At 47.2% G+C, this 22,512-nt stretch carries 22 protein-coding genes and 1 pseudogene; 4 read left to right on the top strand and 19 right to left on the bottom strand.

Going from position 1 to position 22,512, the window contains the following annotated elements:
* Nucleotides 1–80: 80 nt before the first annotated feature.
* The 9 genes from IE165_RS11485 to IE165_RS11445 form a co-directional block, all read right to left on the bottom strand.
* Nucleotides 81–554, bottom strand: coding sequence for a hypothetical protein (locus IE165_RS11485; RefSeq protein ID WP_189626771.1), 474 nt, complete (start codon nt 552–554; stop codon nt 81–83).
* Between the two features lie 207 nt (nt 555–761).
* A complete protein-coding gene (rfbA, locus tag IE165_RS11480) occupies nt 762–1,625 on the bottom strand; it encodes a glucose-1-phosphate thymidylyltransferase RfbA (RefSeq protein WP_189626770.1) in 864 nt (287 codons plus the stop codon).
* A 260-nt stretch (nt 1,626–1,885) separates the two neighbouring features.
* Complete coding sequence (gene rfbD, locus IE165_RS11475; RefSeq protein WP_189626769.1) at nt 1,886–2,734, bottom strand: dTDP-4-dehydrorhamnose reductase; 849 nt, start codon at nt 2,732–2,734, stop codon at nt 1,886–1,888.
* Nucleotides 2,735–2,895: 161 nt separating this feature from the next.
* On the bottom strand, nt 2,896–3,444 hold the full coding sequence (rfbC, locus tag IE165_RS11470) for a dTDP-4-dehydrorhamnose 3,5-epimerase (protein ID WP_189626768.1): 549 nt from the start codon (nt 3,442–3,444) through the stop codon (nt 2,896–2,898).
* A 31-nt stretch (nt 3,445–3,475) separates the two neighbouring features.
* Nucleotides 3,476–3,844: a four helix bundle protein gene (locus IE165_RS11465; protein WP_189626767.1), complete on the bottom strand. Its 369-nt coding sequence runs from the start codon at nt 3,842–3,844 to the stop codon at nt 3,476–3,478.
* Between the two features lie 137 nt (nt 3,845–3,981).
* A complete protein-coding gene (gene rfbB / locus IE165_RS11460) occupies nt 3,982–5,031 on the bottom strand; it encodes a dTDP-glucose 4,6-dehydratase (RefSeq protein WP_189626766.1) in 1,050 nt (349 codons plus the stop codon).
* Nucleotides 5,032–5,061: 30 nt separating this feature from the next.
* Nucleotides 5,062–5,841: a tyrosine-protein phosphatase gene (locus IE165_RS11455; RefSeq protein WP_189626765.1), complete on the bottom strand. Its 780-nt coding sequence runs from the start codon at nt 5,839–5,841 to the stop codon at nt 5,062–5,064.
* A gap of 393 nt (nt 5,842–6,234) precedes the next feature.
* Nucleotides 6,235–6,783: a 3'-5' exonuclease gene (locus IE165_RS11450; protein WP_189626764.1), complete on the bottom strand. Its 549-nt coding sequence runs from the start codon at nt 6,781–6,783 to the stop codon at nt 6,235–6,237.
* Between the two features lie 72 nt (nt 6,784–6,855).
* On the bottom strand, nt 6,856–8,136 hold the full coding sequence (locus IE165_RS11445; protein ID WP_189626763.1) for a replication-associated recombination protein A: 1,281 nt from the start codon (nt 8,134–8,136) through the stop codon (nt 6,856–6,858).
* A gap of 190 nt (nt 8,137–8,326) precedes the next feature.
* Here IE165_RS11445 and IE165_RS11440 point away from each other — a divergent pair, with 190 nt between their 5' ends.
* The gene (locus IE165_RS11440; protein WP_189626762.1) at nt 8,327–9,175 is read left to right on the top strand and encodes a DUF2911 domain-containing protein; all 849 of its coding nucleotides are present in this window, start codon (nt 8,327–8,329) and stop codon (nt 9,173–9,175) included.
* 43 nt (nt 9,176–9,218) lie between these two features.
* Here the strand turns inward: IE165_RS11440 and IE165_RS11435 are convergent, their stop codons facing one another.
* The 3 genes from IE165_RS11435 to cdaA are packed head-to-tail and all read right to left on the bottom strand — an operon-like array spanning nt 9,219 to nt 13,914.
* On the bottom strand, nt 9,219–12,152 hold the full coding sequence (locus IE165_RS11435; protein WP_189626761.1) for an FAD-binding and (Fe-S)-binding domain-containing protein: 2,934 nt from the start codon (nt 12,150–12,152) through the stop codon (nt 9,219–9,221).
* Nucleotides 12,153–12,162: 10 nt separating this feature from the next.
* Nucleotides 12,163–13,074 (bottom strand): DUF1338 domain-containing protein, encoded by a 912-nt coding sequence (locus tag IE165_RS11430; RefSeq protein WP_189626760.1) that lies wholly within the window; start codon nt 13,072–13,074, stop codon nt 12,163–12,165.
* Nucleotides 13,075–13,119: 45 nt separating this feature from the next.
* A complete protein-coding gene (cdaA, locus tag IE165_RS11425; protein ID WP_189626759.1) occupies nt 13,120–13,914 on the bottom strand; it encodes a diadenylate cyclase CdaA in 795 nt (264 codons plus the stop codon).
* Nucleotides 13,915–14,038: 124 nt separating this feature from the next.
* Here cdaA and IE165_RS11420 point away from each other — a divergent pair, with 124 nt between their 5' ends.
* A complete protein-coding gene (locus IE165_RS11420) occupies nt 14,039–14,758 on the top strand; it encodes a pyridoxine 5'-phosphate synthase (RefSeq protein WP_189626758.1) in 720 nt (239 codons plus the stop codon).
* 132 nt (nt 14,759–14,890) lie between these two features.
* On the opposite strand, the gene lepB is transcribed toward IE165_RS11420, so the two are convergent.
* The 5 genes from lepB to IE165_RS11395 form a co-directional block, all read right to left on the bottom strand.
* Nucleotides 14,891–16,393, bottom strand: coding sequence for a signal peptidase I (gene lepB, locus IE165_RS11415; protein ID WP_189626757.1), 1,503 nt, complete (start codon nt 16,391–16,393; stop codon nt 14,891–14,893).
* A gap of 59 nt (nt 16,394–16,452) precedes the next feature.
* Nucleotides 16,453–17,190, bottom strand: coding sequence for a 4-hydroxy-tetrahydrodipicolinate reductase (dapB, locus tag IE165_RS11410; RefSeq protein ID WP_189626756.1), 738 nt, complete (start codon nt 17,188–17,190; stop codon nt 16,453–16,455).
* A gap of 73 nt (nt 17,191–17,263) precedes the next feature.
* Nucleotides 17,264–18,019 (bottom strand): DUF5683 domain-containing protein, encoded by a 756-nt coding sequence (locus IE165_RS11405; RefSeq protein WP_189626755.1) that lies wholly within the window; start codon nt 18,017–18,019, stop codon nt 17,264–17,266.
* The gene (locus IE165_RS11400; RefSeq protein ID WP_189626754.1) at nt 18,019–18,936 is read right to left on the bottom strand and encodes a ParB/RepB/Spo0J family partition protein; all 918 of its coding nucleotides are present in this window, start codon (nt 18,934–18,936) and stop codon (nt 18,019–18,021) included. The genes IE165_RS11405 and IE165_RS11400 overlap by 1 nt, the downstream gene beginning before the upstream one ends.
* 3 nt (nt 18,937–18,939) lie before the next feature.
* Nucleotides 18,940–19,737, bottom strand: a complete 798-nt coding sequence (locus IE165_RS11395; protein ID WP_189626753.1) for a ParA family protein — start codon at nt 19,735–19,737, stop codon at nt 18,940–18,942.
* Between the two features lie 219 nt (nt 19,738–19,956).
* On the opposite strand from IE165_RS11395, the gene IE165_RS11390 reads away from it, so the two are divergent.
* A complete protein-coding gene (locus IE165_RS11390) occupies nt 19,957–20,478 on the top strand; it encodes an NADPH-dependent FMN reductase (RefSeq protein ID WP_189626752.1) in 522 nt (173 codons plus the stop codon).
* Here IE165_RS11390 and IE165_RS11385 read toward each other — a convergent pair.
* A complete protein-coding gene (locus IE165_RS11385) occupies nt 20,475–21,305 on the bottom strand; it encodes a UDP-2,3-diacylglucosamine diphosphatase (RefSeq protein WP_189626751.1) in 831 nt (276 codons plus the stop codon). The genes IE165_RS11390 and IE165_RS11385 overlap by 4 nt on opposite strands.
* 154 nt (nt 21,306–21,459) lie before the next feature.
* Between IE165_RS11385 and IE165_RS11380 the strand changes: the two genes are divergently transcribed.
* On the top strand, nt 21,460–22,185 hold the full coding sequence (locus IE165_RS11380; RefSeq protein WP_189626750.1) for a 3-keto-disaccharide hydrolase: 726 nt from the start codon (nt 21,460–21,462) through the stop codon (nt 22,183–22,185).
* Between the two features lie 113 nt (nt 22,186–22,298).
* Here the strand turns inward: IE165_RS11380 and IE165_RS11375 are convergent.
* A pseudogene (locus tag IE165_RS11375) lies at nt 22,299–22,512 on the bottom strand (hypothetical protein); the annotation flags it as partial.

The following is a 22,512-nucleotide window of genomic DNA, read 5'->3' as shown; positions in this document are numbered from 1 at the left end:
TACTCTTTCTTTTCCGTTTATGCAAGTTATGGGTGACATCCACTATGGGCTTCCACCAAGCACGCTTAGCACGATGGCCATTAATGGGCATCAGGCATGGCTTCTTCAAGTGGTATGCCGACTGCGATAGTCGCCTTCACCCAGCGCTGGCCACCATCTTTAAAATGGAGGCGCCCTTTCACCCGAATCGATACCCGCTTGCCGCGAAGCGGTCGCAGATCATGCCGCCGTATTCGAAAACCGACAGAAAGATACGGCATACTGTCTGCTTTAAAATACAGCTTGTCGGCTGTGGGAATAGAAAAGGCATCGTGGCGAAACGAAAGCGACAGCACCGCAAGGCCTTTGACGCCTGGCTCGGCTTGCGACATCGTTAAGCCCAAACTACCCGTAACGACGTGCTGCCCCTGTTTTTGTGCAGGGTGCAACCGTATATCGGCAACCAAACGGATATAGCGCTTAAAGCGTCGGTATTTCGCCCATTCGCTTAGACCTAAAAACAAGAAGCCTACGACAGCAAGCGTACCAATAATTTCGTAGCTAAAATCATCCATCGGTTAAACATATAATGGTAGTGGGGAAAAACGTACGCTATGGCATGCGAAGCCAATCGGCGAATAAAAAACGGAGGTATATAGGTTAGGCATATGTAACAATTTGCATACAAATAAAGTAAAATTAGCATTCACTTTTATTTGCATGCAAATTATTTTGGATGCTGCCGTAAAAAAGATGACGGGAAGCGCGGTACTTAAGCGGGCCTACGCGTCGACCAAGCGGCTCAAATACAAGCCATAGCCCGATTTGATCAACGGGCGGGCGAGCGACAGCAATTGATCTTTGTCGATGTAGCCCATGCGGTAGGCCACCTCCTCCAACGCGCCGATCTTCATGCCCTGGCGCTCCTCGATAACTTGGATAAACTGGCCCGCCTGCATCAGCGACTGTATCGTTCCGGTATCCAACCAAGCAGTTCCCCGATCAAAGACACCCACCTTCAGCTTCCCTTTTGCCAAGTAGGCCTTATTGATATCCGTAATTTCCAGCTCGCCACGCTCGGAAGGCTGCATGGCTTTTGCGATCTCCACCACCTCGTTGTCGTAAAAATAAAGCCCCGGAACGGCATAGTTAGACTTCGGCTCTTTGGGCTTTTCTTCGATAGATACGACACGTTTGTCGCCATCAAACGCAACTACCCCGTAGCGTTCTGGATCGTGTACCGGATAAGCGAATACGACCCCCCCATCGGGATCGGCACAGGACTGCAGCAATTTGGACATACCCGATCCGTAGAAAATATTATCCCCTAGGATCAAAGCCACCTTATCATCGCCAATAAACTCTTCGCCCAAGATAAAAGCTTGGGCCAAACCATCCGGCGAAGGCTGTTCCTTATAGGAAAAGCGACAGCCCAATTGCGTCCCATCACCCAGTAACTTTTGGAAGTTAGGCAAGTCCTGCGGTGTCGAGATAATCAATATATCCTTGATCCCCGCCAACATTAACGTCGACAAGGGGTAATAGATCATCGGCTTGTCGTAAACAGGCATCAGCTGCTTGGAGACAGCTAAGGTTAGTGGGTGCAAACGCGTGCCGGAACCGCCGGCTAGTATAATTCCTTTCATCGTTGTTTTATTTTTAAAATAGTGACGAGGTCACATAGTGATGAAAGTGACGAAGTCTTAATCGACAACCTATTTGTCACTTTATAACCATATCACTTCTTCACCTTATCACTTTTTCACCTTATCACCTTATCACTTCCTCACCATATCACTTCTTCACCTTATCACTTCCTCACCTTATCACCTTTTCACTTCCTCACCATATCACTTCTTCACCTCCTCACCTCCTCACCTTATCACTTCCTCACCTTATCACCACCTCACATCCGCCCCAACATCGCTACCAAGCTATCTTTCCACTGGGGCACCTCCACCCCAAAACTATCTTTAATTTTTGTTTTATCAAGCAGGGAATATTTTGGTCTTTTGGCAGGTGTTGGATATTGCTCCGTAGGGATGGCGTTGATTTTACACTGCAATCCTTTTATGTCGCGAATGGCGACGGCCAAATCGTACCAAGATATCTCCCCTTCATTGCTAAAGTTGAAGATACCATTTTTCCAGTTACCCGTTTCTATAATATGAATAATAGCTTCGGCGAGATCTCGGGCATAGGTCGGCGAACCAATTTGATCGGCGATAACCGAGATCTCCTCCCGCTCGGTCATCAATCGCATCATCGTCTTTACAAAATTGCTGCCATAGGTAGAATAGACCCAAGATGTTCGGATAATGATATACTGTGGCGCCCATTTTTGGATGGCCTGCTCGCCCGCCAGTTTTGTTTCGCCGTAAACATTGATTGGCGCCGCTGCTGCATCTTCTGTCAGCGGACTGGCTGAAGAGCCATCAAACACGTAATCTGTCGATATAGCGATCAGTTTCACATCGTGCAATCGACAATATTGCGCAATTTCTTCGGATGCCAGGTGATTCACCTGATCGGCAACAAGGCCTTCGGACTCCGCTTTGTCCACCGCGGTATACGCAGCAGCATGGATAATCAGCTCTGGCTGATATATGCCCAAAATACCCTGTATGATCATCGTCTGCTCTAAAGGCAGCTGCTTGCTGTCCATAAAATAGAGCTCATGCCCAGATGATTCTCCAAACAGCTCGCGCAATTCCGACCCCAACTGCCCTGAAGATCCTGTAATAAGTATTTTCATGTAATTTTTTTGTGATAGGGTGATCCGGTAACACAGTGACAAATAACTTGATGTTTTATATTATGTAACCTCTTCACTTTATAACCACTTCACTTTACAACCTCTTCACTTTATATCCTCTTCACTTTATAACCTCTTCACTTTATATCCTCTTCACGCCATTAATCAACAAACAGCGCTTTAAAGCTCGGAAGCACTTGATCCTTATCCGAAATAATTAATTCGTCAGCAGCAATGCCCCAATCAATGGCTAACTCCGGATCGTCAAACTTCACACCACATTCCGCTGCCTTGTTATAGAAGTTATCACACTTATAAAAGAAAGTTGCTGTCTCGCTTAAAACCACGAAGCCATGCAAAAATCCCCGAGGCACAAATAGCTGTAGATTATTTTCCACAGAAAGCTCCACGGCCACATGCTGCCCGAAGGTTTGCGAACCGGGTCTTACATCCACCGCAACGTCAATTACTTTGCCCTCCAATACACGTACAAGTTTAGCCTGCGCATGCTCTCCAGCCTGGGCATGTAATCCGCGTAAAACACCTCGCGTGGAATAGGATTGATTATCTTGCACAAAATGCGTTTCCGTGCCCGTAAGTTTATTAAAAGTCTGTTCATTAAAACTCTCGAAAAAATAACCGCGGCTATCGCCAAACTTTGTTGGCTCTACAATAAAGCAACCTTTTATTTTTGTTTCTGTTACGTTCATGCTTAACTTTTTGTTGATAAAGTTATAATGGTTAATGGATATAAGCATGTTTATTATTTAAACTCTTGATCAGTTTAGTTATCATATTTTTAACAAAATACACTCGCTTAAAGATCTCTTCATTCTTCTGCATAAAGCCCAACCGAACAGAAATTTCCAATTGTGTTTCGAGTTCACTTGTCGATCCCAATGCAATATAAAGAAACCTAATAAATTCGGCCTTTCCTCTTCTTCCAGCCCCTTCCGCAATATTAGAAGGAATTGAAACGGCTGATCTTTTAATCTGACTGGTTAGACCAAACATTTCTTCTTTTGGAAAGTCTACAGCAATTTTATAGACATCCTCAACAAGTATCATGCTTTCTTGCCACAGCTTTAAATCCTTATGCGAAGTAACCATAGACTTACCCCCTCTAACTTTTTAACCTTATATCCTGATCTATATATAACACCCTAACTATATCACCTTCTAACCATATCACCCTCTAACTTTATCACCTTCTAACTATATCACCTTCTAACCCTATCACCCTCTAACTATCTATACTGTTCCTCATAATACTTCCGGTAATCCCCCGAAGTGACATGATTCAACCATTCTTCATTATTCAAGAACCAATCAATAGTGATCGACAAGCCCTGCTCAAAAGTTACAGATGGTTTATAACCTAACTCCTCGTTGATTTTGCTGGCATCAATCGCATAACGGAGATCATGTCCGGGACGATCTTTCACGTACGTAATTAACTGATCAGCAGTACCCGCTGGCCGTCCCAGTTTTTCATCCATCTGTTTGCACAATTCTTTTACCAAATCGATGTTCTGCCATTCGTTGAAGCCGCCCACATTGTAGGAATCGCCATTTTTCCCTTGGTGGAATACCAAATCGATGGCTTTAGCATGATCAATGACAAATAGCCAATCGCGGGTGTACTTGCCATCTCCGTAGATAGGCAGCGGCTTTCCATGAAGGATATTATGGATGCAAAGCGGAATCAATTTCTCGGGGAAGTGGTTTGGCCCGTAATTATTCGAGCAGTTCGTTAATACGATCGGAAGCCCATAAGTATCATGATACGCCCGTACAAAATGATCTGACGAAGCCTTTGATGCCGAATAGGGTGAATGCGGATCGTACTTGGTATCTTCTGCAAATAGACCGGTATCGCCCAAGGCGCCAAATACCTCATCGGTAGATACATGGTGGAAGCGCTTTCCTTCGTAGTTATCCTTCCATATCTCTTTCGCTGCATTCAACAGGTTGACCGTCCCGATAACGTTGGTCATCACAAACGCCGTAGGATTGGTAATGGATCGATCTACATGGGATTCGGCAGCAAGGTGTATCACCCCATCGGGCTGGTATTCCTGAAAAATGGACAAGATGTGCGCTGCATCGGTAATATCGGCTTTGACAAAGAAATAGTTCGCTTCCCGTTCAATATCGCGTAGATTCTCGAGATTGCCCGCGTAGGTCAATGCATCGATGTTGATAATACGATAATGTGGGTATTTTTTAACAAACTCACGAACCACGTGCGATCCGATAAATCCAGCGCCGCCGGTAATGATGATGGTCTTTTGCATAGACCAAAGATAACCGAAAGAAAGTATATTCTAAATAGCGAGCTTTTGGCTATTGTCGAAAATGGTCGCGTTTTTTATGGGGTTATCTTTTAACAAGGCATAGCTATCATATTTCACCGCAACTTGGCGCAAGGCATGGAGATGGCGTTCGTGGTGCATATCGGTGCCGACCAAGTCATACATACCCGATTTAATCAGCATCAGCGCAGCCGATTTGACATGCTCTCCGTAATACCGAGATATAGAAAGCAGGTTAAGCTGCAGCAGACAGCCTGCATCTTTGATTTCTTTGTAGATCTTGAAATTTTGGTGGTAGTAATTGTAACGTTCGGGATGTGCCAATATTGGTTGGTAGCCCTTATCTTGGATATCTTTGATTGTTTTGAACAGCGCTTTGGATTCGGCGAGGTAGGACATCTCAATGAGCATATGCTGGTTTGGCAACAGACAAACTTGGTCTTGGTTGATAATGGTCTGCAGTTGATCATCGATCATGTACTCGGCTGAGTATTGTATATCGAACTTCATTCCCGCATCCTCTATGCCTGCTTTCAGCGCTTTATGCGCTGCAGCTATCGTTGCGGGCGTATTGTTATGCACCTCTTGCATGACGTGCGGCGTTGACACACACCTATTAATTCCCAAATCCTTTAAGCCTTGCAGCAGCAGCAATGATTCCTCCACTGTTTTACTGCCGTCATCAATGCCTGGCAGAATGTGGTTGTGCATATCGCAGCCCACCCAAGCTAACCTACCGTCAGACTCATTGCTTCTTTCTTTACGCCCAAATAATCTATTCCAAAATGACATGTTTCTATCTTACTTTATTAACAATTCAAATTAGGTTGAACTGCAATTATACATTCTTTATCTCTTTTTATGAAACGAAAAATGTAACCAATATGCTACAATTTAAGACATAAACGCAGAAACCGAGTTTTTTGATCGTTAGAAAGTACAATTAACTTGCTGCACCTAAGCCGTATGCATATATTGTGCCATTCCTACATCTGGTTTTTATTTTTAACAAAAAAGGATGCGATTTGTTTTGGAACAAAATCAAAAAGCTTGGACATAAGGCCCTGGGTCAGCAAGAAATTACTCATTTCAAGATGTGAAGAACTGCGTTTCTGCAGGTTGATCTGCAAAAATAAAAAAGAGAAAAACCGGAAAGTAGCTGCGAAAGGCGAAACAGATGTTAACCTATCCAGTCTCTTGCTCGTCGTCTGGAAAATGCTGCGCGATGAGCGCACTGCTGACCGTATCCTGCAGAAGAAACAATTGTGCACTCGCCTTCGCGTCCGAAAGTGGATCGTGATGACTGAGATCGATGCCCATAATGCGGCAGCAAATGCTAAGCTTGGTCTTTTTGAATCCCTTGGCCCGATAAATAACGCTGGTGCACGCCCAGGTAGGCGATAGCGCAAGCGCTTTGTAATTGAGCCCGTAGAGCGCCATGGTCTTCATCAGCACCTCCCGATCAAACTTCTCGTTGTGCGCGACCATGAAGGCACCTTGCAGGTAATGCTCAATCTGTGGGAAAAGCTCCAAGAAGGTAGGGGCGGAAGCTGTATCGCGCGGCTTGATGCCGTGCACACGGGTGGTTTGCCACATGTACTTGTTGTCGGGCGGACGCACTAAACTATGGAATTGCTCCACGATCTCGCCATCGACCACCTTTACGATACCTACCGCACACACACTCGTATAAACGGCCGTCGCCAGTTCAAAATCTATCGCTGTAAAGGTCATTGTGTGATATTTGTACAAAGATAGTGAATTTTATGGGATATGTGGTTTGGCCCGATTAACTAGAACAACCGATCAATAACCATACTTATCTTTCCACTTGCTTTTGAGGGATTCCCGCAGCTTGCTTTCCGCCGGATTGGATCCCGGATCATACAGCAAACTGCCCCGCAGTTTGTCCGGAAGGAATTCCTGCAAGACAAAATTACCGGGAAACGCATGGGCATACTTATACTGGGATCCATAGTCCAGATCCTTCATCAGCTTGGTGGGCGCGTTCCGCAGGTGCAGGGGAACCGAGAGATCGCCCGTTTGACGGACGAGCGCCTGTGCTTTGTTGATCGCTTCATACGAAGCATTGCTCTTGGCTGATGAAGCAAGATAGGTCACTGTTTGCGACAAGATAATACGGGATTCTGGCCAACCAATGACGTTGACGGCCTGGAAGCAGTTGTTGGCCAGCAAAAGCGCATTCGGGTTTGCATTGCCGATATCTTCGGAAGCCAAGATCAGCAGGCGCCGTGCAATAAATGAAGGATCTTCGCCACCTTCGATCATGCGCGCCAGCCAGTAGACCGCGGCATTGGGATCGCTCCCGCGAATAGACTTGATAAAAGCGGAAATAATATCATAGTGCTGCTCGCCGGTTTTGTCGTACCGCGCCATGTTCTGTTGCACCTGTTTCAGGACAAAATCATTGGTGATCACCTGCTGTTGGCTCACCGCGGCGTGTACGACCAGCTCGAACACATTAAGGAGCTTACGCGCATCACCGCCAGACAAACGGAACAAGGCTTCGTATTCATCAATCTGTACCGGATGCTGCTGCAGATAGCTGTCGCGCTCGATGGCCTGCGCAAGAATGTGATGTAAATCCTGCTCGGAGAGGTGTTCCAGCACATAGACCTGGCAGCGCGAAAGCAAAGCGGATATCACTTCAAAAGAAGGGTTTTCTGTCGTTGCTCCAATCAGCGTGACCAGCCCGCGCTCAACTGCCCCCAAGAGGGAATCTTGCTGGGACTTGGAGAAACGATGGATCTCATCGATAAACAAGATAGGCTGCTCCTGGTTAAAATTACGCAGCTTCTCTGCCTTATCGATAACCTCCCGAATATCCTTCACCCCCGACTGGATCGCACTCAATGAAAAAAAAGGCCGATTTAGCTCGCCTGCCATCAGAAAAGCCAAACTCGTCTTTCCCACGCCCGGCGGACCCCAAAAAATCATGGAAGGAATTGTCTGCTGCTGCAAGGCATTGCGCAATACCGCCCCCTCGCCGATAATGTGCGCCTGCCCAATATAATCGTCGATGCGCTTCGGCCGCATCCGCTCTGCTAAAGGTATTGCTGTTGCCATCTTACAAAGATAAGCAATTTCGACCTGTACTTTTCTTTGCAGAAGCCTGCAACCGCCGACGCCGGCTGGCAAAAGCAGCACTTTTCTTGCCCAAAGCAGCCTACACATCGCGCAATAGCGTAAAAAAATTTGTAATTTTAACAACGTGAACCTGGCGAGCCGCCGGGAGAACATTAAAAGAGAGAACAACATGAAAAAGAGATTTTTAGCCTTGCTTACCGCAGGCATTATTTTCGTTAGCTTGGCAGAAACACAGGCGCAAGTAAAACTCCCGCAAGCAAGCAGCAGCACCAAGATCGAACAAGGATTGGGCATTAAGAAGGTAACCTTGATTTACCAGCGCCCCAACACCAACGGACGAGCCATTTTTGGTGCATTGGAGCCTTATGACCAAGTGTGGCGCACCGGAGCCAATAATATTCCAAGCATCACATTCGAAGAGGAAGTAAGCATTGCAGGAAACAAAGTTCCCGCTGGTACCTACGGCATCTTTACTATCCCAAAAAAAACTGGTGACTGGACCATTATCTTGAGTAAAAATGCGAACCAATGGGGCGCCTATCAGTACAAGCAGGAAGAGGATTTCCTACGCTTTGCGGCCAAAGCCAAGAAATTGAACGATAAGGTGGAAACCTTTACCATGACATTCGAAAATGTAACCCCAAAGGGTGCGGATCTATCCCTCGCTTGGGAAAACACCAAAGTTACCTTCCCGATCGCGGTTGATCAGTCAAAAGAGATCTTGGCGTCTATTGATGAAGCAATGAAAGGGGAAAAGAAACCTTATTTTCAGGCTGCACAGTATTATTTCAACAACAACTTGGACATCAACCAAGCCCTTGCCTGGGCCAATGAAGCAGACAAAGGTAACACCAAAGCACCGCATATCAAATACTGGAAGGCACAGATCCAATTGAAGGCAGGCGATAAAGCAGGCGCGATCAAGACGGCTACCGAGGGTATGGAAATGGCGAAAGCAGCCAACAACGCGGAGTATGTTAAGCTGAATACACAGGTTATCACGGCCGCAAAAAAATAAATGACGCCGGCGTATTACGGGTAACGATTCGACGATGTAGCTGTTAACGGCTGCCATCGCCGGGCTTTAGCGCCGCAAACAATATTTCGACCGGATGAAGGGCTTGCACGGCAAGCCCTTCCTTTATCTGCTGCCTGCAGGATGTTCCGGGCGCTGCAACGACAGCGTTTGCTGGTTTCTCCCGCAATTTGGGAAACAGCAACAACTCGCCTATTTGTTGGGAAAGCACATAATGTTCCTGCTCATAGCCGAAGGATCCGGCCATGCCACAACAGCCCGATGGCAAAACATCTACCGTATAGTTTTTAGGCACACGCAACAGTTGCGCGACTTTATCTTGCAGTCCCCAAGCCTTTTGCTGACAATGGGCATGCAATAGCATATGCTTCGGCTCCTCATGAAAGCGATCGGCAGCGAAGGCGCCGTCAACCAACTCTTGATAGAGAAACTCTTCTACGGTCAAGGCCCGTCTGGCCAATGCCTTTGCATCGCCCAGGCGATCTTCTTCCACCAGATCGATATATTCGTCCCGAAAGCTGAGGATAGCGGATGGCTCCACCCCAACCAAATAATGATCCTTTTGCAGAAGCGACGAAAAGAGGGCTACTTGCCTATTGGCAAGACGCTTTGCTTCGCGCAAAAACCCTTTGGAAAGCAGCGCCCGTCCGCTGGCCGGATGCTTGATGGCCTCTACACCATAACCCAAACCTTCCAACAACAAAATGGCTTTTTTGCCGATTTCCACATCATGTAGATTGGTAAACTCATCAAAAAAGAAATAGATTTTTTTTCGCTGTAGCGCTTGCTTGCGCGGACGACTTTTAAACCAATTGGCAAGGGATTGCCCTGCCAGCAGCGGAAGATTTCGCGCTGTCGCAAAACCCAGCAGTTGCTTGGCCCAACGGCCTACGACGGGATGGCTAACAGCCCAATTGTACAACGGCGATATCGGCACGAGAAAACGCATGATCCGATCGACATGTCCAATCAACCAACTGCGCAAAGGCACGCCGTTAGCATCATAATATGCTTGCTGAAAATCGGCCTTTAGCTTTGCCATATCCACATTTGACGGGCACTCGGACTTACAACCTTTACAGCTCAAGCAGAGATCCATGACCTCTTTGATCTCTTCGTGATCAAATGGATTGGCTTTTGTGGAAGTAGACAGCATTTCCCGCAGGATGTTGGCGCGCGCACGCGTGGTATCTTCCTCCCTTCGAGTAGCCATGTAAGAGGGGCACATCGTGCCTCCCGAGAGCTCGGTTTTGCGGCAGTCGCCAGAGCCATTGCACTGTTCTGCATGCTGCAGGATATGCTGCCCCTCGTAACGGAAGACCGACGGGATTGCTTGCCGAAAGGGCTTGACCTCGTCGTAGCGTAACGCGCTGTCCATGGCTGCCGTATCGACAATCTTGCCCGGGTTAAAAATCCCATGTGGATCCCACTGTTTTTTTATGGCCTGTAGCAACCTATAGTTATGCTGGCCAATCATGAGCGGAATGAATTCGCCGCGTAGGCGTCCGTCGCCATGTTCACCGCTCAACGATCCTTTGTACTTCTTCACAAGCTTGGCAATCGCTGTGGCTACCCGCCGAAACTGGCTACGCCCCTCTTCGGTCTTCAGGTTGAGGATGGGCCGCAGATGCAGCTCGCCCGTGGCTGCGTGCGCATAATGCACCGCATAAAGCCCATAAGACGCTAGTAAGCGATTGAACTCCGCAATATAGGCGGGCAGATCTTCCACCGCAACAGCCGTATCTTCAATAACGGCAACAGGCTTCTCATCGCCTGGCGTATTGCTCAGCAAACCCAAACCGGCTTTACGCAAATTCCAAACCCGCTTTTTATCCGACCCCGATACCACCGGAAAATGATAGCCCAAACCAGCCTGACGCATAGCTTGCTCTACGTCCGCTATCGTCGCGTAGGCCTCTTCCACTGTTCGCCCAGCATACTCCACCACCAAGATTGCTCCGGGATCGCCTTGCACAAAAAATCGGTTTTCCCGTTGTTCTATATTGTTTTTTGTGCAATCTAGTATGTAACGATCCATCAGCTCACTGACCAAGGGCTTGTACCGAAGCGCAATCAGGTTGGCCGATAGCGCATCTTCGACCTGACTGAAATGGGCACATAGCAGCACAGAAGGTTCTGTGGGCAAATCCACAAGCCGCAATGTCACCGAGGTGATAAAGGCTAGCGTCCCTTCCGACCCACAAATCAATTTGCAGAAATTAAACGGATCTGCCCCTGCGGTGAATGGATCGGAATCCAACAATAAATCGATCGCATAGCCTGTATTGCGCCGGGTAACCTCTTTCTTAGGAAACTGTTTTCGTATTTCTTCCTGATTGCCGTAATCGCTTAAAAGCGATCGCATATGCCGATACAAATTGCCTTCTAGGCTGGGCAATGTGCATTTAGCACAGAGATCCGCAAAGGATAGCGCCTTAAACGACACCGCGGAACCGTCACTCAGCAGCGCTTCGATCTCCAGTGTATACTCGCGTGTGCTTTGATAAATCAACGAATTGGAACCGCAGGAATTGTTGCCCACCATACCGCCGATCATGGCTCGGTTTGCGGTTGATGTTTCGGGACCAAAAAAAAGTCCGTAAGGCCGGAGCAAGAGATTCAGCTCGTCGCGCACCACACCAGGCTGCACCCGCACCCACTTTTCTACGCTGTTGATTTCCTGTATCTCGGTAAAATAGCGAGACACATCAACGACAATACCGTTGCCGACTACCTGACCGGCCAAAGAGGTGCCTGCAGTGCGTGGTATTAAGGAGGTGCATTGCTGGCGCGCAAAGGCGATGAGCAATTGGAGGTCGTGCACATCCCGTGGAAAAGCGACCGCCAGGGGCAATGCTCGATATGCAGAGGCATCCGTCGCGTAGAGGATACGCATTTTGGCATCCCAATGCAGTTCCCCGGCCATTTCGGCCGCCAATTCGCGCAATTGTTCGTCCATAGGCTTGCTGCTACTTATCGCCCTTTATCTGTTGCGTATACGTGCTTTCAAAGATTTTATCCGCATTGTTGTTTTCGAAGCCGTCTCGCCGGTGCTCGGGCTTCAATTCCTCTTTCGGAAGATGCCGAAAGGATGGCAAGGGGCTACGCTCCGCGAATTCCACATAGCTTCCAGCAATAGCCAACGACCTCCCATCTGAAAAAGTGGCCTCGTACAGCGCTGAAACCGTACTGCTTTGCCGTAGCAGGCCATCTGCACTCGTCTTTATCTTGCCTCCAGCGCTATTAAGCTTGATGCCGATACCTTCCAAAAAGCGGTTAAATGCTTCCAAAGTATGGTAGCCATCTTTCAGTTCGTGAATGCTAATGGTGTAATGGTTTAAGTAATATCGGTTATAGATCACCCAAGCGGCATACTCGCTTTCTTCCAAGAGCCGTTGATAATGGGCTGAAGTAGGCAAGGGCCATAAGGGCTGCTGCAAAAAAGCGGCAACGGCAGCACCATCCGAAAAATCCAGACCGTCTACAGGATCTGCCTGAATCGGATCAGTATAGTGACGTATAATAGATTGTGCTTCGGCGCTTAAGGCATGTACCTGCAACTCGGACACAAAAATCCTCGGGTAGTGGGCGGCTGGTGGAGCATACCAATAGGCATCCAGTTTCTTCGCTTCGAAAACATAGTGGTCTCGCCGCTGGTAGCCATAGGCCAAAAAGATCTTTTCAAAGGAAGCGATACCTAGATGTGGAACGCCCAATGTCCGGAAAGCAATGTGATCGTTTACGAGATCATCCTGTGAGGCGACCACCCCTTCTGCCAGCAACGCATCCGTAATTTTATTGACATCGGCCACATGGGCACGGTAATGTGCAAATAGATCGTTCAGCACAATATCCAAAGGTTTTTGCTCGTCGAAATACATAATGCCGTTATTTAAGGTTTACCGATCCTAAAGATAGGAAAAAAATCACAGCTCTTCCCGCAGCAGCTTTTCCAGTTCTTCCGGACTGAGGTTCATGTTGACATTGCCATCTTTGGCCAATGAGATCTCGCCGGTTTCTTCCGACACGATAACCGCAATAGCTTCGGACACCTCGGTGACCCCAATCGCCGCCCGATGCCGCAATCCGAACTGCGGAGGAAGATCCTCACTGTCGGAGAGGGGCAGCACACTGCTCGCTGTCATAATCCTGAAATCGACAATCACCACGGCTCCATCATGCAGGGGGCTATTTTTAAAAAAAATGCTCTCAAGCAGACGCTTTGATACCGGCGCATCGATATACTCGCCACTCGATTGGTAATACTCTTCATCAAAATACCGGGAAAACACCAATAGTGCACCCGTACGTGATTTGGACATGCTCCGGCAAGCATCTACAATAGGTTTCACCCGCTCGCTGTTATCAACCTGATTGGTTTTTTTGGCTGTCAGGAATGACCAAAAGAACTTCTTCCGCCGTAACGAAATATTCTTCCCGATATGGATCAAAAAGCGACGGATCTCCTGCTGAAACACCACAATGAGTGCAATCGAGCCCACCGAAATAAAACCGCCGAAGATCTCGGTCAGCAACCGCATCTCCATCTGCTTAACGACCAAATAAATACCATAGAACAGGGCTATTCCGAGCAAGATATTAACGGCAATCGTGCCTTTGATCAAACTGTAGACATAGTAAATAATGATAGCTACCAAAAAGATATCTATGATGTCGAGCAAGCGAAAGCCACTAAATATATTCAGATCGAAATTTTCCATGTACGTAGTGCAATTTAAGAAATATAAAGTACTTTTTTGCTTTTAGCAGGGTTTGGAAACGCTCCAAATTAAATTTTATATAAACGTAAATTTCGATAAGTTTGTAGGAAAGACAAAAAAACCGATGACGAAGCTATCTGTAAACATCAATAAAATTGCGACGCTGCGCAATTCGCGTGGAGGCAATATCCCCAATGTATTGACCACGGCGCTCGCCTGCGAGCGATATGGTGCCGAGGGCATTACGGTGCACCCACGTCCCGACGAGCGGCATATCCGCTACCAAGATGTATACGATTTAAAAGCAGAGATCCGCACGGAATTCAACATTGAAGGCAATTGCCAAGAACAGAAATTTATCGACTTGGTATTGGCAAATAGGCCGACACAGGTAACCTTGGTGCCGGACACATTGGGGCAGCTAACATCAAACCATGGTTGGGATACCATCAAACATCAGTCTTACCTCCAGGAAATGGTACAGCTGTTTCAGGAACAGGGTATCCGGGTATCCATTTTTGTGGATCCGGAGGAGGAGATGGTGGAGGCGGCTGCAGAAACCGGAACCGACCGAGTGGAGTTGTATACGGAGGCTTATGCCGCAAAATTTGGCTTCGACAAGGAAGCGGCTATCGCGCCCTACTTTAAAGCTGCGAAAAAAGCGCAGGAAGTAGGCCTTGGGTTAAATGCGGGCCATGATTTGGACTGCAATAACCTGCGCTACTTTAACGAACATATACCTGGCTTGCTGGAAGTGAGTATCGGGCACGCCTTGATCGCCGATGCTCTTTTTTGGGGACTAGAGGAAACGATAAAACGCTATTTAGCCGAACTAAAAGCTTAATAACAAACGCGAGCGGTAGCACAACACGCTATACTTGCGCTAGTGCTACCGCTCGAACATATCGAAAACCTGCATCAGTGTCGCCGTCTTATGACGCAGATGACAGGAATGTGTGCAGTGAGATCCGACCTGCTATTTAATTCCCTTAAATATCCGGCTCCAACGGATTTTACTCAAAAAGCTTCCTTGTTCATCATAGCTCATCCAAGTAAATAAAGCCTTACCAACGATGTGGTCTTCCGGCACAAAACCCCAAGCCCTCGAGTCTAGGGAATTATGGCGGTTATCCCCCATCATCCAGTAGTAATTTTGCTTGAACGTATAGCTCGTTACCTTTTGGTCGTTGATATAATATCCATCGTTTCTTTTCTCCAAGGAGTTTCCTTCGTAATCTCGGATCACTCGTGCATACATCGGTGTAGAAAGAGAATCCAAGGTCACGGTCCAGCCTGCAGCAGGAATGGTAATAGGACCAAAATTATCGAAATTCCATCTGTAATGTTTATCGTGCGGATAGGTATCGCCCATCATCTGCGACTTGTCCAACACCCCCATCACAACATCCTTCACATTTCCCCAGCCTTTTACCACAGCAGCTTCATCGGCGGTCATAAAAACCCGAAAGATTTCGGGATTGTCGGTTCCGCCATACTCCAAACGTAGATCTTTCATCCGTTCTGGGTTTAGCCCATTTTGGTCGGTATACACCAAATAATCCATTTGCATTTCCGGTGGCACAAATCCAGGTGCACCGTTCACGATGAGCTGCGCGTTTTCCATAGACACCACATCTCCTGGCAGTCCAACACAGCGCTTGATATAATTCTCCCGCTTATCTATAGGACGCGTCACGACGGTAAATTGGTTGTGCACCACGTCTTTCCCCATATAGCGAACCATATCGGCATAGGTTTGGTCTTGGTGTTCTAGCACGACGGTGTCTCCCGCAGGAAAGTTGAAGACAACCACGTCATTCCGCTCAATCTTTTGGAAGCCCGGTAGTCTTTTGTAGGGTAGCTGGATAAGCTCTGAATATGCCTTGCCTCCCGTAACCGGCATGGTATGGTGTGCGAATGGAAAGGCCAAGGGCGTCATCGGTACGCGTGGTCCATAGTTTAACTTACTTACAAAAAGAAAATCCCCAATCAGCAAACTACGTTCCATGGATCCCGTCGGGATCATGTACGCTTCCAATAGAAAGCCACGGATCAACGTAGCGGCCACGGTAGCGAAAATAATGGCATCCGCCCATTCCCTACCGACCGATTTGTGGTACGGATATTTTTTATGGAACTCATCGGTGTTCGACGGCCCTAAATATACCACCTTGGGGTCACGTCCCCATAGGGGGAGAAAGATAAAGGGAAGCAATATTGCTACAGCTGTCTCCCAAAAGCGGCGCTTCCCGAAGCTTTTCAAGAGGTCGAGGTACAGTCCGTAGAAAATAAAAATATTTACGATGGGCACCAACAGTAGTACAACCCACCAGGTAGGTCTTGCGGTAAGCTGCGCCATGACATATTCCCGGTAAAAGGGGACAACAGCCTCCCAGCCTTGTTTACCTGCCTTTTTGTAGAGCAACCAAAGGCCGTAGATCGCAGCAACGGTGCATACTGTAAAAATGATATACCACATGTCTTAAAATTATAAAGTCAAAAATTAAAGTAAAAGTCGCACGAGCATGGTGCTACCGACTAAAAGTTAAACATTTCAGTAACTTGGTAGAACCCCTTTTTGCCCCGCAGCCACTCGGCCGCAACTACCGCGCCCAAGGCAAATCCTGCACGACTATGTGCCGTATGTTTGAACTCGATCTGATCGACCTCCGAACTATAAAGCACGGTGTGTGTACCCGGAACTTCGTCGATCCGATGGCTCTCGATCAGTAGTTCATCTGCTTTGGGCACCAGCTCTTCCCCTTCACCGACGAGGTTGTTTATCCACTTAGACTTGTCCTCCACCCCATCCAATATGCCTTCGGCAATGGTGATGGCGGTGCCGCTGGGCGAATCCAACTTATGGATATGATGGATTTCCTCCACCTGCACATCATATTGTTTATAGGGGGCCATAGCCTTTGCTAACAGCCGGTTTACATGAAAGAATACATTGACACCGATACTGAAATTGGATCCATAAAGCAAGGATTGATCTGCTTCTTCGCAGACCGATTTTATCTCATCCAAATGATCGTACCAGCCCGTCGTTCCGACAACGATAGGCAGATTCGCTTCAAAACACAGGCTGATATTGTGTATAGCGGCAGCCGGTTCGCTAAAATCGATTGCCACATCGGCTTCCGACAGATCGGCCGCCATGATCGATGCTCGATTGTCTTTGTCCACAATGAGTTGGATTTCATGGCCCCGTTTCAGCGCAAACTGTTCGATTTGCTGCCCCATTTTTCCATACCCTAATAGTACTATCTTCATTTAACTATCTTTTTGGTTATTTACGGAAGACCATGGGAGGACTTGACGTCTCCTACCGTGCAACCGATGTTGTTTATTTAATATTCATGGTTAGCTTTATGCCCGGCGCCATGCCATAGCCGCCCAACACGCTATTTCCGGAAAATCCATAGGAGGGCACAAATGTCGGGCCGACCTTCATCGTGATGGCCGAACCGATGTTCCAACGGTTCTTCAACATGGAATCTACATAGGCTTCTATCGCGTTAAGGCCCCAAAACCCGACGGTTATCAAAATCGTTAGATCGCGGTTTCGCCGTGCATAGTCTTTCTGTGTGACCAATCCCTGTGTGCTATAAAATTGTAAGTCGGGATCGCGCGAGCCTTCCTGTCCATTGGTTTCCACCCGAAACGCCAGCTCGTCGAGAAATTTTTTATAATACCACTGCCAGTAGTCGAAAACGAGATACCCCGTAACTAAGCCCCCGTAGATAATCGGTACTTTGACCCACCATAGCCCGCCGTTGGTGTACTGCCCCCAACCGGGCACCATCAACGAGCGTTTCCATGCTACGCGGGAGACGTGCTCGATCGCCAAACGGGCCGAATCCTTTTTGATGCCTTTGTAGTAATACTTATCACGTTCTTTCTGCGCCCTTTCCCGCTCTCTCCGCTCTTTTCTCGTCTCCTCCTTCTTCGTCGTATCCTTCTTCGTCGTATCCTGCGCGGTGGCTATAGAATCGGCGGTCTGCAGTTTCTCCTTTAAGGTAGCCGCCTTCGTCGAATCCTGTTGCGCCTGGACTACAAAGAACGAAAAAAACAAAAATAACGCTGTAACTATATATCGCATTACCAATCCAATAACTCCAAGATACGGCTTAAATCATCTTCACTATCAAAGGGGATTTCTATAGCCCCTTTACCTTTGCTATTTTTTAGATTCACCCGTACGCGGGTAGAAAAACGAGACGCCAGATCGTCTTCGATCTTTTGATACTGGAAATCCAGCTGTTTGCCCACCGGGGCTTTTGCCGGTTTGCTCTGCTGCTGAATGTTGCGCACCAATATCTCTGTCATTCGCACGGAAAGGCCTTTATCGACAATTTCTTGAAAAACAAAAAGCTGTTTATCCACCTCGCCCACATTGATCAACGCGCGGGCGTGGCCCATTGAAATTTCACCGTCCCGAATGCCTGCCTGTATCGCTGGCGGCAACTTTAACAAACGTAGGTAGTTGGTTACGGTCGAGCGATTTTTACTGACACGCTCACCAAGTTGCTCCTGTTTCAGGTTACACTCTTCAATCATTCGCTGGAAGCTTAAAGCCACTTCGATAGCGTTCAGGTTTTCCCGTTGAATATTTTCGATCAATGCCATTTCCAACATTTGCTGATCATTGGCGGTGCGGACGTAAGCGGGTATCTCTTCGATACCGGCAAGCTTGGAAGCCCGTAACCGTCGCTCACCGCTGATCAGTTGGTACTCATTCTTGCTTCGCTGCCGAACGGTAATGGGCTGAATCAATCCCTGTGTTTCTATGGAATCTGCAAGTTCACGTAAGGCTTGTTCGTCAAAATCGGTACGCGGCTGAAAAGGGTTGACAGCAATCTGTTCAATCTTTATAAAATTAATGCTGCCGGCGGCGCCGCCGCTCCCCTCCTTAGCCCCAGCATCGTTCGCCTCCGCACGTTGCGGCATCTGAACATCCTCATTCTGCAATAAGGCGCCAAGCCCTTTTCCTAGCCCTGTTTTTCTCTGTAATGCCATACTTTATACTGTCGCTGTTTGCGTATTTTCTGTAACTAAACCATTCTTTTGAAGGATCTCCCGCGCCAAGTTCAGGTAATTCACCGCACCTTTACAGGACGCATCATGCATGATCACAGAGATTCCAAAGCTCGGCGCCTCACTCAATCGGGTGTTCCGCTGGATAATCGTATCGAAAACCAACTCGCTAAAATGGGTACGCACTTCGTCTACCACCTGATTGGAAAGACGTAGACGCACATCATACATCGTCAGCAAAATGCCCTCGATTTCCAAATTGGTATTTAAACGGGTCTGGACGATCTTTATGGTATTCAACAATTTCCCCAATCCCTCCAAGGCAAAATACTCACATTGCACCGGGATAATAACCGAGTTGGACGCCGTTAGCGCGTTGATTGTAATAAGCCCCAATGATGGCGAACAGTCGACGATGATAAAATCATAATCGTCCTTGATCACTTCTAGCATTTTGAGCATCTTGAACTCGCGCTCGTGCATGTTGATCATTTCAATCTCGGCACCTACCAAATCAATATGTGCGGGAAGCAAGTCCAAGTTAGGTGTCTCGGTATGCTGGATCGCTTCACGTGGATCAAGGTCATTGACCAAGCATTCGTATACGCTGGCCTTTATGCCCCGCGGATCAAAGCCAATACCCGACGTGGAATTCGCTTGCGGATCGGCATCAACCAGCAACGTCTTGTGCTCCAAAACAGCCAAACTAGCCGCTAAATTGATCGAAGTTGTTGTCTTCCCTACGCCACCTTTTTGATTAGCAATTGCTATAATTTTTCCCATGAGATTGAAATCCTTTCTAAAAACCTAAATGCCGATGATATCGATCTTGCCCAAAATTAACGCAAATTTACATTGTCCACATGAAGGAAATGCTTAAATGATGTTAAAATTAGTATTTTTGGCAAAAGCCCTTAATCAAAGGCTAAGGCTGCTAAGATACGAAAAATAGCGTTATCACTTTACAAAGATTTTGGGCCTTTTTGTTAGTGCACTTATCACATGAATGTAATCATATCAGGAACAAACAGAGAACGGAGCAACTCCTTGAAAGTAGCTCATTATTACCAAGATGAGCTGCAACGTCGCGGCGAATCATGGCGCGTTTTCTCGCTATCAGACCTACCCGCCGACATCAGCAGCACCGACCTGTATGGCAAACGTAGCGCTGCCTTTGAACCTATACAGGCGATGGTCTCCGCAGCGCAAAAATTTATCTTCATCATCCCCGAATACAACGGCAGCTTTCCCGGCATCTTGAAGGTTTTTATCGACGCATGTGCTTTCCCGGCATCTTTTTACCACAAAAAGGTGGCCTTAGTGGGGCTGTCTACTGGCAAATTCGGGAACGTCCGCGGTGTGGACCACTTCACTGGTGTATGCAATTACTTGCGTATGCACGTATTACCGCTAAAAATCCACCTGCCAAAAATCCAAGATGAGCTCGACACAGCGGGACAATTGAAAGACGAGCTGACGCAGAAATTTGTATGGGAGCAAATGGCTGAAATCAGCAAGTTTTAAAGGGTACCCTTGATGATATTTTCCAGCAGCTCCTCCAAATTGCTGCGAAACTGCATAGCCTCGGCCGGATAATCCAAAAGAACGTCTTTCTTCTCGTCGTAGCTAAACATCTCCCAGACACCTTGGTTGTACTCCAATGACGTAAGGTTTTCAATCCAGTCGCCGGAATTCATGTATATGCAGCTTCCTTTTTTTGTATCTATACGACGAATTTGCGGTTGATGGATGTGGCCGCAGATCACGTAGTCATACTTGTTTTCTATGGCCAGGTGCGAGGCGGTTTCTTCAAAATCGGATATAAACTTGATGGCCTTCTTGACCGAATTTTTAATCTGCTTAGACAGCGAATACTTCTCTCTTCCAAATTTGGTCAGCACCCAATTCACCACGTTGTTCAGCTGGATCAAACGATCATATCCCCAGCCGCCGAGTTTCGCCAACCACTTGGTATGCTGGATCGAAGCGTCAAAAACATCGCCATGGAAAATCCAGCTTTTCTTCCCGTCTAGATCCAAGAGCAGGCGATTGGTCAGGGTGATATGCCCAAACTGCATCTTCCCAAATTTACGCAGCATCTCGTCGTGATTGCCGGTAATGTAGGTTACTTCGCAACCTTGATAAGCCAGATCCAGGATATATTTCAAAACCCGTAAATGGGACTCTGGGAAATAGCTTTTCCGGAACTGCCAAATATCGATGATGTCACCATTAAGAATAAGCTTCTTGGGATTGATGGATGACAGGTACCGTAATAATTCCTCCGATCGACATCCATAGGTTCCGAGGTGTACATCGGAAATAACGACTAATTCAACTTCTCGCTTCATATGCGTTTTTTCAAAGTAACCATTCTTATATGAATAGATGATTGTCAATACGTTAAATAATTATCAATTTTTTTTCAGTAATTACTTCGTGACCGTATCAGCCTTGCCACTCCTCCCAACAAACGCTATATTCGTATATACTAAAATAAGTAACATGAGATTTCTACCCCTACTACTTTTCTCCATACTCCTGACCTGCACAAATTGTACCGCTAAGAAAGAAGAGCACAACCGGCTTAGCCAGGAAGAACAGGCCGCGGGCTGGCACCTTCTTTTTGACGGCAATTCCCTCCATGGCTGGCATCTTTACAATAAAGGTGATACGGCTTCCAAGTGGACGGCAAACGGAGGCGAACTCGTTTGCGACCCGAAGAAAAAGGAAGGTATTTTTGGCGATTTAGTGACCGATAGCCTGTATCGCGATTTTGAGCTGGCCTTAGAATGGAAAGTAGCCAAAGGCGGGAATAGCGGCGTATTTTTAAACGTACAGGAAGACAGCCGTTTTGCAGCGACATTTGCCACAGGACTGGAAATGCAGCTTTTGGACAACGAAAATGCGGAGCACCGCCATCAAATTGATTCGACACACTGGGCAGGATGTCTATATGCTGTTGCGTGCAGCGGGCAACGTTCAAAACCACATGCATACAACAACTGGAATAAAAGTCGTATCGTGCAAAAGAACGGGAAAGTTAGCTTTTGGCTCAATGATATGTTAACGTTTGAGGACGATGTACAAAGCGAAGCTTTTCAGCAAGGCATACAGCAAAGCGGCATGAAAGCCTATCCGCAATTCGGAAAATATGCATCGGGCCATATCGCTTTGCAGAACCATACCGACTCCGTTGCATTCAGAAATATCAAGATAAGGAGACTGTAGCCCGTAGACGGAGGCTCACGGCGCATACCAAATTAAATCCTGGATTGGTCAAAAAAAAAGCATGGCGAGTAGATGAACCTACTCGCCATGCCTGCGTAGACTTCGATGTCCCATTATCTATTTTTGAACAAATCGATCCCTTGTTGAAGATATGCTTTGTAGGCATCCACATCGTAGTTTGCCCCAGTGGGAGGTAGCAGCACCTTTCCTTCGGTATCCACGATCACATACAGCGGCTGTGAATTGCTGTTGAAGGTGGCAGCCTGGAAATCACTGTTCTTTTTCCCGATGGTGTTGATGTTCTTGCCGGAATAAGTCGATTGGTAC

It is taken from the genome of Sphingobacterium griseoflavum (assembly GCF_014653155.1).
GTDB classification, from domain to species: Bacteria; Bacteroidota; Bacteroidia; order Sphingobacteriales; family Sphingobacteriaceae; genus Sphingobacterium; species Sphingobacterium griseoflavum.
The sequence above is the reverse complement of the archived record's forward strand: the minus strand, read 5'-3'. Positions and strand labels throughout refer to the sequence as shown.

What these genes read in the sequence shown, in the direction of transcription:
- IE165_RS11485 (WP_189626771.1), bottom strand. Translation starts at nt 554, where the DNA reads ATGGATGATTTTAGCTACGAAATTATTGGTACGCTTGCTGTCGTAGGC.
- rfbA (WP_189626770.1), bottom strand. Translation starts at nt 1,625, where the DNA reads ATGAAAGGAATTATACTAGCCGGCGGTTCCGGCACGCGTTTGCACCCA.
- rfbD (WP_189626769.1), bottom strand. Translation starts at nt 2,734, where the DNA reads ATGAAAATACTTATTACAGGATCTTCAGGGCAGTTGGGGTCGGAATTG.
- rfbC (WP_189626768.1), bottom strand. Translation starts at nt 3,444, where the DNA reads ATGAACGTAACAGAAACAAAAATAAAAGGTTGCTTTATTGTAGAGCCA.
- IE165_RS11465 (WP_189626767.1), bottom strand. Translation starts at nt 3,844, where the DNA reads ATGGTTACTTCGCATAAGGATTTAAAGCTGTGGCAAGAAAGCATGATA.
- rfbB (WP_189626766.1), bottom strand. Translation starts at nt 5,031, where the DNA reads ATGCAAAAGACCATCATCATTACCGGCGGCGCTGGATTTATCGGATCG.
- IE165_RS11455 (WP_189626765.1), bottom strand. Translation starts at nt 5,841, where the DNA reads ATGTCATTTTGGAATAGATTATTTGGGCGTAAAGAAAGAAGCAATGAG.
- IE165_RS11450 (WP_189626764.1), bottom strand. Translation starts at nt 6,783, where the DNA reads ATGACCTTTACAGCGATAGATTTTGAACTGGCGACGGCCGTTTATACG.
- IE165_RS11445 (WP_189626763.1), bottom strand. Translation starts at nt 8,136, where the DNA reads ATGGCAACAGCAATACCTTTAGCAGAGCGGATGCGGCCGAAGCGCATC.
- IE165_RS11440 (WP_189626762.1), top strand. Translation starts at nt 8,327, where the DNA reads ATGAAAAAGAGATTTTTAGCCTTGCTTACCGCAGGCATTATTTTCGTT.
- IE165_RS11435 (WP_189626761.1), bottom strand. Translation starts at nt 12,152, where the DNA reads ATGGACGAACAATTGCGCGAATTGGCGGCCGAAATGGCCGGGGAACTG.
- IE165_RS11430 (WP_189626760.1), bottom strand. Translation starts at nt 13,074, where the DNA reads ATGTATTTCGACGAGCAAAAACCTTTGGATATTGTGCTGAACGATCTA.
- cdaA (WP_189626759.1), bottom strand. Translation starts at nt 13,914, where the DNA reads ATGGAAAATTTCGATCTGAATATATTTAGTGGCTTTCGCTTGCTCGAC.
- IE165_RS11420 (WP_189626758.1), top strand. Translation starts at nt 14,039, where the DNA reads ATGACGAAGCTATCTGTAAACATCAATAAAATTGCGACGCTGCGCAAT.
- lepB (WP_189626757.1), bottom strand. Translation starts at nt 16,393, where the DNA reads ATGTGGTATATCATTTTTACAGTATGCACCGTTGCTGCGATCTACGGC.
- dapB (WP_189626756.1), bottom strand. Translation starts at nt 17,190, where the DNA reads ATGAAGATAGTACTATTAGGGTATGGAAAAATGGGGCAGCAAATCGAA.
- IE165_RS11405 (WP_189626755.1), bottom strand. Translation starts at nt 18,019, where the DNA reads ATGCGATATATAGTTACAGCGTTATTTTTGTTTTTTTCGTTCTTTGTA.
- IE165_RS11400 (WP_189626754.1), bottom strand. Translation starts at nt 18,936, where the DNA reads ATGGCATTACAGAGAAAAACAGGGCTAGGAAAAGGGCTTGGCGCCTTA.
- IE165_RS11395 (WP_189626753.1), bottom strand. Translation starts at nt 19,737, where the DNA reads ATGGGAAAAATTATAGCAATTGCTAATCAAAAAGGTGGCGTAGGGAAG.
- IE165_RS11390 (WP_189626752.1), top strand. Translation starts at nt 19,957, where the DNA reads ATGAATGTAATCATATCAGGAACAAACAGAGAACGGAGCAACTCCTTG.
- IE165_RS11385 (WP_189626751.1), bottom strand. Translation starts at nt 21,305, where the DNA reads ATGAAGCGAGAAGTTGAATTAGTCGTTATTTCCGATGTACACCTCGGA.
- IE165_RS11380 (WP_189626750.1), top strand. Translation starts at nt 21,460, where the DNA reads ATGAGATTTCTACCCCTACTACTTTTCTCCATACTCCTGACCTGCACA.